Here is a 14,163-nt window from a genome sequence, read left to right on the forward strand (position 1 = left end):
TTATTTCGCCGCCACCAGACGAGCGGAAAGCGTCAGATTGCGTGAATGACCTTCATCGTGGGCAATGCGTTGTAGCATACGTTCAGCAAGGGTGTATCCCATTTCACGCGCGGGCGAACAGGCCCAGGTAATCGGGATATCGTCCAACGCGTTTTCCGCCACATCAGCGAATCCGGCCAACGATATTTGCTGTTCGAAATAGCGATCGACACCAATTTCACCACTCTGACGTCCTGCTCTCATCAGGCCAAACCAGGCGCCTATGGCGATTATTTCGTTGTAGCACACCACCGCGCTGATCGTGGGATTGCGGCGTAACAGCGCCGTTACCTCTTCTGCGGCCTGCTTCTGGCTGGATGAGCACTCCAACACCCAGTCGCTATGAAACGGTAAACCATATTTTAGTAACGTTGCACAATAACCGCCGACGCGCTCTGCGCGAGTCAATGAAGAACTCTGCCCGCCCAGCCAGGCAATACGCTGGTGTCCGTGGCGGATAAGATGTTCAACCAGTAACTGTGCAGCCTGCATGTTATCGGGCCTGACGGTGTCTGCGTCATCCATGTAGCTGGCGCGTGATGCAAATACCACCGGGATCCCTTTATCAGCGGCCAACTGTTGCAGTGCATCACTGCTACCGGCGGCCCCGGCAATGACCACGCCATCCACCCCCTGGTTGAGTAACATCGCGAAACGCTGCGCCAACTGCTCCCCATCTTTACCGCCGTGCAGTAAGAAGACCATGCGCCCCTGCGCTTCTAACGCTTCCGTCAGACCCGCCGTCAGCTCGGCGTAAAACGGCGTTGAAAGATCGCGTACAATCAAACCAACTACTCCGCTCTGCCCGCCGCGCAGCGCTGATGCCTGGCGGTTACGCACAAACCCCAGTTGCTCAATAGCAGCATTCACCCGCTCCCCGGTCGCTGATGAAATTCGCCCTTTTCCACTGAGCACCAATGAGACGGTGCTGACCGAAACCCCCGCAGCCAGCGCAACATCATGGATGGTTATTTTTTTGGCTATAGCCATAAAAACAGAAAACTCCCTGATAACGTGACAGATAAAACGTTTTATCAATCACTTATATTTATACCCCCTATTATCGTTCGATAATGTGATTTATACCGCACTAAAATTAGGTAAAACGTTTTATCTTCTCGCCATCATTAGTCAGCTAGCCTTTACAAGGAGTCGTTTGATGACGGCGAGAACCACACCAAAAATAACGTTATGGGAATTTTTCCAGCAGTTGGGCAAAACCTTTATGCTGCCTGTAGCGCTGCTTTCATTTTGCGGGATCATGTTGGGGATCGGCAGCTCGTTGAGCAGCCATGATGTCTTGACGCTGATCCCGGCGTTGGGGAATCCGGTGCTGCAGGCCATCTTTACCTGGATGAGTAAAGTTGGCTCATTTGCGTTTAGCTTCCTGCCAGTCATGTTCTGTATTGCCATTCCTCTGGGCCTGGCGCGCGAGAACAAAGGCGTTGCGGCGTTCGCCGGTTTTGTCGGTTATGCGGTCATGAACCTCGCCGTCAATTTTTGGTTAACCGCCAAAGGTATCTTACCCACCACAGATGCGGCGATCCTGAAAGCCAACAACGTGCAAAACATTCTGGGGATCCAGTCGATCGACACCGGGATCCTCGGTGCCGTTATTGCCGGGATCATTGTCTGGATGCTGCATGAACGCTTCCACAACATTCGTCTGCCGGATGCGCTGGCGTTTTTCGGTGGTACGCGCTTTGTGCCTATCATCTCCTCGGTGGTGATGGGATTGGTCGGGCTGGTCATTCCCCTGATTTGGCCGGTTTTCGCCATGGGCATTACCGGACTCGGTCACATCATCAATAGCGCGGGGGAATTTGGTCCTATGCTGTTTGGTACCGGTGAGCGTCTGTTGCTGCCTTTTGGCCTGCACCATATTCTGGTGGCACTCATTCGCTTCACCGAAGCTGGCGGCACACAGGAAGTCTGCGGCCATAGCGTGAGCGGCGCACTGACTATTTTCCAGGCTCAACTGAGCTGCCCGACAACGCAAGGTTTCTCTGAAAGCGCAACACGCTTCCTGTCCCAGGGTAAAATGCCGGCGTTCCTCGGCGGTTTACCGGGTGCGGCATTAGCCATGTACCACTGCGCACGCCCTGAAAATCGTCATAAAATTAAAGGGTTATTAATTTCTGGTCTGATTGCCTGTGTCATCGGCGGTACAACTGAACCACTTGAGTTCTTATTCCTGTTCGTCGCTCCGGTTCTGTATGTAATCCACGCCCTGCTAACCGGTCTTGGCTTCACCGTGATGGCGGTGCTTGGCGTCACTATCGGTAACACTGACGGTAACCTGATTGACTTCGTGGTGTTCGGCATCCTGCACGGATTGTCCACCAAGTGGTACCTGGTCCCTGTTGTCGCGGCTATCTGGTTTGCGGTGTACTACGTGATCTTCCGCTTCGCCATCACGCGTTTCAATTTGAAGACGCCGGGCCGTGAAGTCGAAATTGCCAGCAATATCGAAAAAGTAATGGCCGGAGCGCCTGGTAAATCAGGTTACAACGTCCCTGCTATTCTGGCGGCGCTGGGCGGCGCAGAAAACATTGTCAGCCTGGATAATTGCATCACCCGTCTGCGCCTGTCAGTGAAAGATATGTCGCTTGTTAACGTACAGGCTCTGAAGGACAATCGTGCCATTGGCGTAGTACAACTCAATCAGCATAACCTTCAGGTCGTTATCGGTCCGCAGGTCCAGTCAGTGAAAGACGAGATCGCGGTTCTGATGAACACCGTACAGGCTTAAGGACAACAATATGTTTGATTTTTCAAAGGTTGTGGACAGGCACGGTACCTGGTGTACTCAGTGGGATTACGTTGCCGACCGTTTTGGTTCAGCCGACCTGCTGCCATTCACCATCTCCGATATGGATTTTGCCACCGCACCTTGCATTCTGGAGGCGCTGACTCAGCGCCTGTCACATTGCGTGTTGGGTTACAGCCGCTGGAAAAACGATGAGTTTCTGGCGGCGATAAGCCACTGGTTTCTTTCGCGGCATAACACTCAAATAGATCCTCAGTCGCTGGTATATGGCCCCTCGGTCATCTATATGGTGTCGGAGTTGATCCGCCAGTGGTCATCCGTGGGCGATGCGGTGGTTATCCATACTCCGGCGTACGATGCGTTTTACAAAGCGATTGAAGGTAATCAGCGCCAGGTGTGCGCAGTCGGACTAGAAAAACGCGCCGACGGCTGGTTTTGCGACATGGTTGCGCTGGAGAAAGCCCTGTCTCGACCTGAAAGCAAAATTCTTCTGCTTTGCAGCCCACAAAACCCAACGGGCAAAGTGTGGACGCGCGACGAGCTGGAAGCCATGGCGGAACTGTGTCAGCGCCATGGTGTAAAAGTTATCTCCGATGAGATTCATATGGATATGGTATGGTCAGACCGGCCGCACATCCCGTGGAGTAACGTCGCGCGTGGCAGTTGGGCACTGCTCACTTCCGGCTCAAAGAGTTTTAATATTCCGGCACTAACCGGGGCTTACGGACTCATTGAAGATGCTCAAAGCCGCAACGATTACCTCAGCGCGTTAAAAGGCCGCGATGGTCTTTCCTCGCCTGCGGTGCTGGCGCTTAGCGCACATATTGCCGCTTATCAACAGGGTGCAAGCTGGCTTGATGCGCTGCGCGATTATCTTGCCAGCAATCTGCATTACGTTGCGCGTGAGCTTAATGCCGCATTCCCCGAACTCAACTGGCAGATCCCGCAATCCACCTATCTGGCATGGATTGACCTGCGTCCGCTCAATATTGATGACCATGCCTTGCAGGATGCTCTCATCCACCAGCAGAAAGTCGCTATCATGCCGGGATATACCTACGGAGAAGAAGGTCGCGGTTTTGTACGCCTCAATGCCGGATGCCCAAGATCCAAGCTTGAAAAAGGCGTTCAGGGGCTGATTAACGCCATCCGTTCTGTACGCTAATTAAGTTTGCGCAATGAAATTATTCATTGCGCAACATAGCTTTTTATCCCGATTTTTTCATATAATATGACGCACTTTACCTAAATACACGAGTGCGACCATGATTGATACTTCCCTCCCCCTGACCGACGTCCATCGCCACCTTGATGGTAACATCCGTGCCCAAACGATCCTGGATCTGGGTCGTCAGTTCAATTTAACGCTTCCGGCACAAACGCTGGAAATGCTGATCCCTCATGTGCAAGTCACATCAACTGAGCCGGATTTAGTGAGCTTTTTATCCAAGCTCGACTGGGGCGTGAAGGTACTGGCCTCGCTGGATGCGTGTCGCCGCGTGGCATTTGAGAATATTGAGGATGCAGCACGTAACGGCCTGCACTATGTAGAATTACGTTTTTCACCCGGCTATATGGCGATGGCGCATCAGCTCCCGGTTGCGGGCGTGGTTGAAGCCGTCATTGCCGGCGTACGCGAGGGCTGCAAGACCTTTGGCGTCGAAGCTCGCTTAATTGGCATTATGAGCCGTACCTTCGGCGAAGCCGCCTGCCTGCAGGAACTGGATGCGCTGTTAGCCCACCGTGACCATATTACGGCACTGGATCTGGCTGGTGACGAATTGGGTTTCCCGGGCAGTCTATTCCTGTCGCATTTCAATCAGGCGCGCGACGCCGGCTGGCGTATTACCGTACATGCGGGCGAAGCCGCGGGACCAGAAAGTATCTGGCAGGCTATTAAAGAGCTGGGCGCAGAACGTATTGGTCACGGCGTAAAAGCCGTTGAAGACCGTGCGTTGATGGATTACCTCACCGAACACCGTATCGGCATCGAATCCTGCCTGACATCGAACATTCAGACCAGCACCGTCGCCTCTCTGGCAACCCACCCGCTGAAAACATTCCTTGAGCATGGCGTTTTAGCCAGCTTGAATACGGACGATCCGGCGGTACAGGGTGTGGATATTATTCACGAGTACACCATTGCCGCGCCAGCAGCAGGACTCACGCGCGAACAGATCCGTCAGGCGCAAATCAACGGCCTGGAAATGGCATTTCTGAGTATCGAAGAAAAACGTGCCCTGCGCGAGAAAGTCGCCGCAGCGTGACGGTTAAAGTGCCGGATGAGATGCTGAGCATCACCATCCGGCATTTGCCTAATCAGGCAAGGCACAGCGTCGAGCGATGTTTCGCCGATTCAAGACCCAGCTCAATCAGCTCCATGATTTGAATAGCTTGTCTCGCCGGTACCGGGTTTTCACCGTGACCATTTAGCGCATCACGAATGCCAGCATAGTACGCCGGGTAATTACCCGGTACAGTCAGCCAGGTCTCTTCAACCTGCTCTTCGCCTTCTATTCGCGTCAACACGCCATCGCGCATGTCGTAACCCCAGTCTTCCTGAGGCAGTCGCTCGCCATTTTTCAGGCGCTCTTCCTGCGGGTCAAGACCATACTTCACATAGCTGCCACGCGATCCGTGCACGATATAACGGGCCGACTCAGCGGCAGCGAGCATGGTGCCGTGCAGAATCACACGACGCTGCGGGTAAGTCAGGATGGCATGGAAGTAATCCGTCGCTTGCGCACCTGGGCGAAGCTGAGCCAGGTCTACCGTCATGCTGACGGGCAAACCAAACAGGTTAATCGCCTGATCCAGAAGATGCGGTGCTAAATCATACCAGATGCCGCTGCCCGGCCCCCCCTGTTCACGCCAGCGGTCACGAACCTGCGGGCGGAATCGATCGAAATGGGATTCGAAATACGCCACCTCCCCCAAAACGCCATCCGCCAGCAGGGCTTTCAACGTCAGAAAATCACTGTCCCAACGGCGGTTATGGAAAACGGACAGCACACGGCCAAGGCTGCGCGCCAACGCATCCAGTTCGCGTGCTTGTGACAGTGTCACGGTAAAAGGCTTATCAACAACCACATGTTTGCCCGCTTCCAGTGCAGCCTTCGCTAACGGGAAGTGAGTGTCATTAGGCGTGGGGATCACAATCAGGTCGATATTCGGATCGTTAAAAAGGTGTTTAGGCTCAGCAACAACCGCCACCGTTGGCCAGTCTGCCTTCACTTTTGCTTCATCACTACTGGAAACCGCAGCCAGTTCGAGGCCCGGTGTGCCCACAATCAGGGGGGCATGGAAGGTTTTACTGGCGTAACCATAGCCAATTAGCCCAACGCGGATGTTGTCACTCATGTTATAGCCTCTCAATTCAGGACTGACCTATTTCACACCATACCCTGCAACGTCTCAATAGTTTAATAACCATTGCGCTACAAAGGTTGTTTATTAACTTAAGTCAAACATATGCCACTTATGCTTAACTTGCAGCGAAAAAGAGGGAGAAATCGTTCCCAATTATCTTGCTGTATTATTGAGAGATTAGTAACATTTGCAGCCTGTGTTTATGGATAAATCAAAGCAAATGTCATCAGTAATGAATCGTCTTATTGAATTAGCAGGTTGGATTGTTCTCACCGTCTCTGTGATCCTGCTGGGTGTTGCCAATCATATTGACAATTACCAGCCACCGGAGCCCGTTGCTGCTGTGCAGAAGAAATAAGCATCTGCAGTCCCTTATAACCCGGCAATTAACATCGAGTAACGGCAGGGTTTGGCTGCAAAAGATCGAATTTTGTCAAAAAAAGAGAATAATGCTGCATCCCGCTCCGGTGCATATTGCCTGCTGTAGCGAAGCGCGTTACCCTTACCGCAGGTGCGCATAGCGCCTGCTTTTCCACAGGTATGAACACTCTTCTCACATTTGCGCGTCAATCCGCTTTTACCTGTGCATGTTGTTTATTATTTATATTTACTACTCCGTTGGTATTATTTTATTAATATGGATTTCCATTTATGACTGTTCAGGATTACTTATTAAAATTCCGCAAAATCAGTTCACTCGAAAGTCTGGAAAAACTGTTCGACCATCTTAACTACACGCTCACCGACGATAGCGACATTATCAATATGTATCGGGCTGCAGACCATCGCCGTGCGGAGCTTATCTCAGGAGGTCGTCTGTTTGATGTTGGTCAGGTACCCAAATCAGTCTGGCATTACGTGCAATAAAGAAGAAAGTAGCGCTCAACGTTAAAAGCTTTATAATAATTGCCCCAAAATGAATGGCATGTTTGATTGCGCGCGTAAACCTGGAGAAGAGATGACTACCACACCGGCACAACGTATCGGGGGCTGGCTACTTGGGCCACTGGCCTGGCTGTTAGTCGCATTGTTGAGCGCTTCGCTGGCGTTATTACTTTATGTCACTGCGCTGGCTACACCGCAAACCTTCCAAACGCTGGGTGCGCAAAGTACGGCAAATTTGCTGTTATGGGGCGTCTCTTTTATTACCGCGATTGCCATGTGGTATTACACGCTATGGCTGACGATTGCGTTTTTTAAACGCAGAGCCTGTGTGCCTAAGCATTATATTCTATGGCTGCTGATCTCCGTGTTACTGGCGATTAAAGCGTTTGCGTTTTCACCGGTTCCGGACGCCTTTGCCGTGCGCCAACTGCTGTTCCCATTGCTGGCTGCAGCACTGTTGGTGCCCTATTTCAAACGCTCGCAACGCGTTAAATCGACGTTTGTGAATCCGTAATAACCCTACAGTTAACCTGTTGTCGCCTGTTGTAGATTGTCAGATAATAGGCGGCTTTTTTATTTCAGGCCGAAAAATGACTGATTACCTGCTGCTGTTTGTCGGAACTGTACTGGTCAATAACTTTGTACTGGTCAAGTTTCTGGGGCTCTGCCCGTTTATGGGCGTTTCCAAAAAACTGGAAACCGCAATGGGTATGGGCCTTGCCACGACGTTTGTCATGACACTGGCATCCATCTGCGCATGGCTGATTGATACCTGGATCCTTATTCCACTCAATCTCATCTATCTGCGCACGCTGGCTTTTATTCTGGTCATCGCCGTCGTCGTGCAATTTACCGAGATGGTTGTACGCAAAACCAGCCCTGCACTTTACCGCCTGCTGGGGATCTTCCTACCGCTGATCACCACTAACTGCGCGGTATTAGGCGTGGCGTTACTGAACATCAACCTCGGTCATAACTTTTTACAGTCGGCGCTATACGGTTTTTCCGCCGCCGTCGGCTTCTCACTGGTGATGGTACTGTTCGCCGCGATCCGCGAACGCCTCGCCGTGGCGGACGTGCCTGCTCCGTTTCGCGGTAATGCGATTGCGCTGATTACCGCTGGTTTAATGTCATTGGCCTTTATGGGCTTTAGTGGTTTGGTGAAGTTGTAATGAATGCTATCTGGATTGCCGTTGCCGCAGTGAGTCTACTGGGTCTGGCGTTCGGCGCTATTTTGGGTTACGCCTCACGACGTTTTGCCGTCGAAGATGATCCTGTCGTGGAGAAAATTGATGAAATTCTCCCGCAAAGCCAGTGTGGACAATGCGGCTATCCGGGCTGTCATCCTTACGCTGAAGCGATCGGCTCTCAGGGCGAAAAAATCAACCGTTGCGCACCCGGAGGCGAAGCGGTGATGTTAAAAATTGCCGCCCTGCTGAACGTCGACCCGCAGCCGATTGATGGTGATGAACACGATATTACCCCCGTGCGTATGCTGGCGGTCATTGATGAAAATAACTGTATCGGTTGTACAAAGTGCATTCAGGCCTGCCCGGTTGATGCGATCGTGGGCGCGACCCGCGCCATGCACACGGTGATGAGCGATCTCTGCACCGGGTGCAACCTGTGTGTTGATCCGTGCCCGACGCAATGTATCGAATTACGCCCGGTGGCCGAGACACCTGATAGCTGGAAATGGGATTTAAACACCATCCCTGTGCGCATCATTCCCGTGGAACAACATGTTTAAGTTATTCTCTGCATTCAGAAAAAACAAAATCTGGGACTTTGATGGCGGCATTCATCCACCAGAAATGAAGACCCAGTCGAACGGTACGCCGCTGCGACAGGTTCCGCTGGCGCCACGCTTTGTTATTCCGCTGAAACAACATATTGGCGCGGAGGGTGAGCTGTGCGTAAACGTAGGCGACACCGTGCTGCGTGGTCAGGCGTTAACCCTTGGGCGTGGTAAAATGCTTCCGGTACATGCGCCAACGTCAGGCACCGTTGTTGCTATTGCGCCGCATTCTACTGCACATCCATCGGCATTAGCTGAGCTGAGCGTTATTATTGACGCCGATGGCGAAGATCGCTGGATTGAGCGAGACGGCTGGGCCGATTACCGTTCCCGCAGCCGGGAAGAGCTGATCGCACGTATTCACCAGTTCGGCGTCGCCGGACTGGGTGGCGCGGGTTTTCCCACCGGCGTTAAGCTGCAGGGCGGCGGAGATAAAATTGAAACGCTGATCATTAACGCTGCTGAATGCGAGCCGTACATTACGGCTGATGACCGCCTGATGCAGGACTGCGCGGCGCAGGTCGTCGAAGGTATCCGCATCCTGGCGCATATTCTTCAGCCACGCGAAATTCTACTGGGCATTGAAGATAACAAGCCACAGGCAATTTCCATGCTGCGCGCGGTGCTGGCTGATTCACACGATATCAGCTTACGCGTGATCCCCACCAAGTACCCGTCAGGCGGGGCCAAACAGTTAACGCAAATCCTGACCGGCAAGCAGGTTCCCCACGGGGGACGCTCCTCAGATATCGGCGTGCTGATGCAAAACGTTGGAACCGCCTACGCGATTAAACGTGCGGTGATTGACGGAGAACCGATTACCGAACGTGTCGTGACGCTGACCGGCGAAGCCGTCAGCCGTCCGGGCAACGTCTGGGCGCGTTTAGGCACGCCGGTTCGTCATCTGCTCAACGACGCGGGCTTCTGCCCTTCCGCCGACCAGATGGTGATTATGGGCGGGCCGCTGATGGGCTTTACGCTGCCGTGGCTGGATGTACCGGTGGTGAAGATAACCAACTGTCTTCTGGCGCCCTCTGCCAGTGAAATGGGAGAAACGCAGGAAGAGAAAGGCTGCATTCGCTGTAGCGCATGCGCCGATGCCTGTCCGGCCGATCTCCTGCCGCAACAGCTTTATTGGTTCAGTAAAGGGCAGCAGCACGACAAAGCAACGGCGCACAATATCGCGGACTGCATTGAATGCGGTGCCTGCGCCTGGGTATGCCCAAGCAATATTCCACTGGTGCAGTATTTTCGTCAGGAAAAAGCCGAGATTTATGCCATTAGTCAGGAAGAAAAACGTGCCGCTGAAGCGAAAGCGCGATTTGAAGCCCGACAGGCGCGACTCGAACGTGAAAAAGCAGCCCGTCTTGAACGTCACAAAAGCGCTGCCGTTCAGCCTGCGGCTAAAGATCATGATGCCATTGCCGCCGCGCTGGCTCGCGTAAAAGAAAAGCAGGCTCAGGCAATGCAGCCGGTAGTCATTCAGGCTGGCGAAAAACCTGACAATAGTGCCGTGATTGCCGCACGCGAGGCGCGTAAGGCGCAAGCTCGCGCAACCCGGATGGAAAACCCTCCCCAAACAGGAGGCAGCAGTACAGAGGTCGATCCGCGTAAAGCCGCCGTGGAAGCGGCAATCGCTCGTGCCAAAGCCCGCAAGCTTGAGCAGGAAGCCGTAACGGAAACGGCCGAACCGGTCGATCCGCGTAAAGCCGCCGTGGAAGCGGCTATCGCCCGCGCCAAAGCTCGCAAGCTCGAGCAGCAGACGGTTACGGAAACGGTCGAACCGGTGGATCCGCGTAAAGCCGCCGTGGAAGCGGCTATCGCCCGCGCCAAAGCCCGCAAGCTCGAACAGCAGGCGGTTACGGAAACGGTCGAACCGGTGGATCCGCGTAAAGCCGCCGTCGAAGCGGCTATTGCCCGCGCCAAAGCCCGCAAGCTCGAGCAGCAGACGGTTACGGAAACAGTCGAACCGGTGGATCCGCGTAAAGCCGCCGTCGCGGCCGCTATTGCACGCGCTCAGGCAAAGAAAGCCGCCCAGCAGCAGGTTGTAAACGAGGAATAAATGGTATTCAGAATAGCAAGCTCCCCTTATACCCATAACCAGCGCCAGACATCGCGTATCATGATGCTGGTGTTACTGGCTGCATTGCCGGGGATCGCCGCTCAGCTGTGGTTCTTTGGCTGGGGTACGTTGTTCCAGATAGTTCTGGCCGCCATCAGCGCTATCGCCGCCGAAGCGGGCGTGCTTAAACTGCGCAAACAACCCATTGTCGCGATTTTACAAGACAACTCCGCATTGCTCACCGGGTTACTGCTGGCCGTGAGTATTCCCCCGCTCGCCCCCTGGTGGATGGTAGTTTTAGGCACGGTATTCGCCGTTATCATTGCTAAACAGCTGTATGGCGGCCTCGGTCAGAACCCGTTTAACCCCGCCATGATTGGTTACGTGGTGCTGCTGATTTCATTCCCGGTACAGATGACAAGCTGGCTGCCGCCGCATGAAATTGCGGCGACTGTGCCTGGTTTTTTTGACGCCCTGAACGTTATCTTTAGCGGACATACCGCCAGTGGCGGGGATATGAACACGCTGCGTATGGGTATTGATGGTATCAGTCAGGCAACACCTCTCGATACCTTTAAGACTTCGCTGCATGCAGGACGTACTGTTGAGCAGGTGATGCAATACCCAATCTACAGCGGCATGCTTGCAGGCGCTGGCTGGCAGTGGGTTAACCTTGCCTGGCTGGTGGGCGGCGTCGTGTTGCTATGGCAGAAAGCGATTCGCTGGCATATCCCGGTTAGCTTCCTGCTGTCGCTCGCCGTTTGTGCCACTTTAGGCTGGATTTTCTCGCCAGATTCGCTGGCCTCGCCTCAGTTGCACCTACTTTCCGGCGCGACCATGCTGGGTGCATTCTTTATTCTTACCGATCCCGTTACAGCATCAACTACCAACCGTGGTCGCCTGATTTTTGGCGCACTTGCGGGCCTGTTAGTGTGGTTGATTCGCAGTTTTGGCGGTTATCCTGATGGCGTGGCTTTTGCCGTATTGCTGGCAAATATCACGGTTCCCCTGATTGATTATTACACCCGCCCTCGCGTGTACGGACATCGCTAAGGACTCCCTATGCTGAAAACGATTCGTAAACACGGTATTACTCTGGCGCTGTTTGCAGCGGGCTCGACGGGGTTAACCGCGGCAATCAATCAATTAACCAAGTCCACCATTGATGAACAGGCCGCGCTGCAGCAAAAAACGCTGTTCGATCAGGTTCTGCCAGGCGATCGCTACAATAATAACTTGTCCGAAAGTTGTTATCTGGTCGATGCGCAGGCGTTGGGCAAAGGTACTCACCGAGTGTATATTGCCCGCCAGGACGATCGTCCCGTTGCAGCAATTCTTGAAGCTACGGCGCCAGATGGTTATTCCGGGGCTATTCAACTGCTGGTTGGTGTCGATTTTTCGGGTACCGTGTTGGGTACGCGGGTGACCGAACATCATGAAACGCCAGGGCTGGGCGATAAAATCGAACTGCGACTGTCCGACTGGATCACCCACTTTAGCGGCAAAACGATCGCTGCGGGTAACGACGCTCACTGGGCGGTGAAAAAAGACGGCGGCGACTTTGACCAGTTTACTGGCGCAACCATTACGCCGCGTGCGGTAGTTAATGCAGTAAAACGCGCCGGTTTGTATGCGCAGACGCTGCCCGCGCAACTTCCTCAACTTAGCGCCTGTGGAGAATAAACCATGAGCGAAATTAAAGACGTTATTGTCCAAGGATTATGGAAAAATAACTCCGCGCTTGTGCAGTTACTCGGGATGTGTCCGCTGTTGGCCGTCACCTCGACTGCCACTAACGCGCTGGGCCTGGGACTCGCGACTACGCTCGTCCTGACGCTGACGAATCTGACGATTTCTGCCCTTCGTCGCTGGACACCGCCTGAAATTCGTATTCCGATTTATGTCATGATCATCGCCTCCGTGGTGAGCGCGGTGCAAATGTTGATCAATGCCTACGCTTTTGGCCTGTATCAGTCTCTGGGCATCTTTATCCCGCTGATTGTGACCAACTGTATTGTTGTTGGCCGCGCTGAAGCCTTCGCAGCCAAAAAGGGCCCTGCGCTATCCGCACTCGATGGCTTTTCCATCGGCATGGGCGCAACTGGCGCCATGTTTGTTCTGGGCTCGCTACGTGAAATAATTGGTAACGGTACACTCTTTGATGGCGCAGACGGTTTGTTGGGTAGCTGGGCCAAAGTATTGCGCGTTGAGATCTTTCATACCGATACGCCGTTTCTGCTGGCCATGCTGCCACCAGGCGCGTTTATTGGCCTGGGTCTGATGCTGGCTGTTAAGTATCTGATTGATGAGAAAATGAAGAAACGTCGTGCCGAGGCGGCTGTCACGGACAGTCCGGCCGGTGAAACAGGGAATGTGTAATGAACAAAGCAAAACGGCTGGAAATACTGACGCGCCTGCGTGAGAACAATCCGCATCCGACAACCGAGCTAAATTTTACATCGCCGTTCGAACTGCTGATTTCAGTCTTGCTCTCCGCGCAGGCCACCGATGTCAGCGTCAATAAAGCGACGGCCAAGCTCTACCCCATCGCCAATACGCCAGCCGCGATGCTGGAGCTTGGCGTTGAAGGGGTTAAGTCCTACATCAAGACAATCGGTTTGTTTAACAGCAAAGCGGAGAACGTGATTAAAACCTGCCGCATTCTGCTGGAGCAACATAATGGTGAAGTGCCTGAAGACCGGGCCGCATTAGAAGCCCTGCCCGGGGTTGGGCGAAAGACGGCTAATGTGGTGTTAAATACCGCCTTTGGCTGGCCCACTATTGCCGTAGATACCCATATTTTTCGCGTTTGTAATCGTACCCAGTTCGCCCCGGGTAAAAACGTTGAGCAGGTTGAAGAGAAGCTGCTGAAAGTCGTACCCAGTGAATTTAAAGTCGATTGCCATCACTGGTTAATTCTTCATGGCCGCTACACCTGCATAGCCAGAAAGCCGCGCTGCGGCTCCTGCATTATCGAAGATCTTTGCGAATTCAAAGAGAAAGTCGATATCTGATGCTGCCGGGGCATACTGCTTGCCCCTCGCTAACATAACGATTAGTTATGCACTCCCCTGAGTTTATTTTCCCGACAATGATGCCGTTCAACCGCGCATATCTAATGCAATATTCTTGTTAATTAACACCTGAGCAGGTTAATCGTTTTTTTAGTAAAAGAAATTTCTATCTATACGTGATCCAGATCATCCAGATAACACAATGTTAAAAAATATTTATTTTTTA

General features: G+C 53.1%; 15 protein-coding genes. 13 read left to right on the forward strand and 2 right to left on the reverse strand.

The annotated features are described in order from the left end of the window. A complete protein-coding gene (locus KQJ19_RS02955) occupies positions 1–1,029 on the reverse strand; it encodes a Mal regulon transcriptional regulator MalI (RefSeq protein WP_016153014.1) in 1,029 nt (342 codons plus the stop codon). 169 nt (positions 1,030–1,198) lie between these two features. On the opposite strand from KQJ19_RS02955, the gene malX reads away from it, so the two are divergent. The 3 genes from malX to add all read left to right on the forward strand — a co-directional run bounded on the left by malX (position 1,199) and on the right by add (position 5,076). Beyond that, complete coding sequence (gene malX, locus KQJ19_RS02960) at positions 1,199–2,791, forward strand: maltose/glucose-specific PTS transporter subunit IIBC (protein WP_016153013.1); 1,593 nt, start codon at positions 1,199–1,201, stop codon at positions 2,789–2,791. A gap of 10 nt (positions 2,792–2,801) precedes the next feature. Next, positions 2,802–3,974 carry a MalY/PatB family protein gene (locus KQJ19_RS02965; RefSeq protein WP_216403322.1) on the forward strand — a complete coding sequence of 391 codons (1,173 nt, stop codon included), beginning with the start codon at positions 2,802–2,804 and terminating at the stop codon, positions 3,972–3,974. Positions 3,975–4,074: 100 nt separating this feature from the next. Next, on the forward strand, positions 4,075–5,076 hold the full coding sequence (gene add, locus KQJ19_RS02970) for an adenosine deaminase (RefSeq protein WP_216403323.1): 1,002 nt from the start codon (positions 4,075–4,077) through the stop codon (positions 5,074–5,076). Positions 5,077–5,128: 52 nt separating this feature from the next. On the opposite strand, the gene KQJ19_RS02975 is transcribed toward add, so the two are convergent. Next, a complete protein-coding gene (locus tag KQJ19_RS02975) occupies positions 5,129–6,169 on the reverse strand; it encodes an oxidoreductase (protein ID WP_016153010.1) in 1,041 nt (346 codons plus the stop codon). Between the two features lie 241 nt (positions 6,170–6,410). Between KQJ19_RS02975 and blr the strand changes: the two genes are divergently transcribed. From blr to nth, 10 genes are all read left to right on the forward strand, one after another. Next, the gene (gene blr, locus KQJ19_RS02980) at positions 6,411–6,536 is read left to right on the forward strand and encodes a division septum protein Blr (protein ID WP_019076739.1); all 126 of its coding nucleotides are present in this window, start codon (positions 6,411–6,413) and stop codon (positions 6,534–6,536) included. A 293-nt stretch (positions 6,537–6,829) separates the two neighbouring features. Beyond that, positions 6,830–7,045 carry a transcription modulator YdgT gene (gene ydgT, locus KQJ19_RS02985; RefSeq protein ID WP_003832804.1) on the forward strand — a complete coding sequence of 72 codons (216 nt, stop codon included), beginning with the start codon at positions 6,830–6,832 and terminating at the stop codon, positions 7,043–7,045. Between the two features lie 91 nt (positions 7,046–7,136). Beyond that, positions 7,137–7,577 (forward strand): DUF2569 domain-containing protein, encoded by a 441-nt coding sequence (locus KQJ19_RS02990; protein WP_016153009.1) that lies wholly within the window; start codon positions 7,137–7,139, stop codon positions 7,575–7,577. Positions 7,578–7,653: 76 nt separating this feature from the next. Next, positions 7,654–8,235 carry an electron transport complex subunit RsxA gene (gene rsxA / locus KQJ19_RS02995; protein ID WP_003029144.1) on the forward strand — a complete coding sequence of 194 codons (582 nt, stop codon included), beginning with the start codon at positions 7,654–7,656 and terminating at the stop codon, positions 8,233–8,235. Then, the gene (gene rsxB / locus KQJ19_RS03000) at positions 8,235–8,813 is read left to right on the forward strand and encodes an electron transport complex subunit RsxB (protein ID WP_049281812.1); all 579 of its coding nucleotides are present in this window, start codon (positions 8,235–8,237) and stop codon (positions 8,811–8,813) included. Before rsxA ends, rsxB begins: the two co-directional genes overlap by 1 nt. Next, positions 8,806–10,923, forward strand: coding sequence for an electron transport complex subunit RsxC (gene rsxC / locus KQJ19_RS03005; RefSeq protein ID WP_216403324.1), 2,118 nt, complete (start codon positions 8,806–8,808; stop codon positions 10,921–10,923). The genes rsxB and rsxC overlap by 8 nt, the downstream gene beginning before the upstream one ends. Continuing rightward, positions 10,924–11,976: an electron transport complex subunit RsxD gene (rsxD, locus tag KQJ19_RS03010; RefSeq protein WP_137397051.1), complete on the forward strand. Its 1,053-nt coding sequence runs from the start codon at positions 10,924–10,926 to the stop codon at positions 11,974–11,976. A gap of 9 nt (positions 11,977–11,985) precedes the next feature. Then, entirely contained in the window at positions 11,986–12,606 is a 621-nt protein-coding gene (gene rsxG, locus KQJ19_RS03015; protein ID WP_016153006.1) for an electron transport complex subunit RsxG, read from the forward strand. 3 nt (positions 12,607–12,609) lie between these two features. Further along, positions 12,610–13,302, forward strand: a complete 693-nt coding sequence (locus KQJ19_RS03020; protein WP_016153005.1) for an electron transport complex subunit E — start codon at positions 12,610–12,612, stop codon at positions 13,300–13,302. Further along, positions 13,302–13,937 (forward strand): endonuclease III, encoded by a 636-nt coding sequence (gene nth / locus KQJ19_RS03025; protein ID WP_016153004.1) that lies wholly within the window; start codon positions 13,302–13,304, stop codon positions 13,935–13,937. The genes KQJ19_RS03020 and nth overlap by 1 nt, the downstream gene beginning before the upstream one ends. Positions 13,938–14,163 lie beyond the last annotated feature (226 nt).

It is taken from the genome of Citrobacter sp. S46_ASV_140 (genome assembly GCF_018919545.1).
Taxonomy (GTDB): domain Bacteria; phylum Pseudomonadota; class Gammaproteobacteria; order Enterobacterales; family Enterobacteriaceae; genus Citrobacter; species Citrobacter braakii.

Bases quoted from the DNA above. Each gene is read 5' to 3' on its own strand.
- KQJ19_RS03020 (WP_016153005.1), top strand. From the start codon at position 12,610: ATGAGCGAAATTAAAGACGTTATTGTCCAAGGATTATGGAAAAATAAC.
- rsxA (WP_003029144.1), top strand. From the start codon at position 7,654: ATGACTGATTACCTGCTGCTGTTTGTCGGAACTGTACTGGTCAATAAC.
- rsxC (WP_216403324.1), top strand. From the start codon at position 8,806: ATGTTTAAGTTATTCTCTGCATTCAGAAAAAACAAAATCTGGGACTTT.
- rsxD (WP_137397051.1), top strand. From the start codon at position 10,924: ATGGTATTCAGAATAGCAAGCTCCCCTTATACCCATAACCAGCGCCAG.
- rsxB (WP_049281812.1), top strand. From the start codon at position 8,235: ATGAATGCTATCTGGATTGCCGTTGCCGCAGTGAGTCTACTGGGTCTG.
- KQJ19_RS02990 (WP_016153009.1), top strand. From the start codon at position 7,137: ATGACTACCACACCGGCACAACGTATCGGGGGCTGGCTACTTGGGCCA.
- KQJ19_RS02955 (WP_016153014.1), bottom strand. From the start codon at position 1,029: ATGGCTATAGCCAAAAAAATAACCATCCATGATGTTGCGCTGGCTGCG.
- nth (WP_016153004.1), top strand. From the start codon at position 13,302: ATGAACAAAGCAAAACGGCTGGAAATACTGACGCGCCTGCGTGAGAAC.
- rsxG (WP_016153006.1), top strand. From the start codon at position 11,986: ATGCTGAAAACGATTCGTAAACACGGTATTACTCTGGCGCTGTTTGCA.
- malX (WP_016153013.1), top strand. From the start codon at position 1,199: ATGACGGCGAGAACCACACCAAAAATAACGTTATGGGAATTTTTCCAG.
- KQJ19_RS02975 (WP_016153010.1), bottom strand. From the start codon at position 6,169: ATGAGTGACAACATCCGCGTTGGGCTAATTGGCTATGGTTACGCCAGT.
- blr (WP_019076739.1), top strand. From the start codon at position 6,411: ATGAATCGTCTTATTGAATTAGCAGGTTGGATTGTTCTCACCGTCTCT.
- KQJ19_RS02965 (WP_216403322.1), top strand. From the start codon at position 2,802: ATGTTTGATTTTTCAAAGGTTGTGGACAGGCACGGTACCTGGTGTACT.
- ydgT (WP_003832804.1), top strand. From the start codon at position 6,830: ATGACTGTTCAGGATTACTTATTAAAATTCCGCAAAATCAGTTCACTC.
- add (WP_216403323.1), top strand. From the start codon at position 4,075: ATGATTGATACTTCCCTCCCCCTGACCGACGTCCATCGCCACCTTGAT.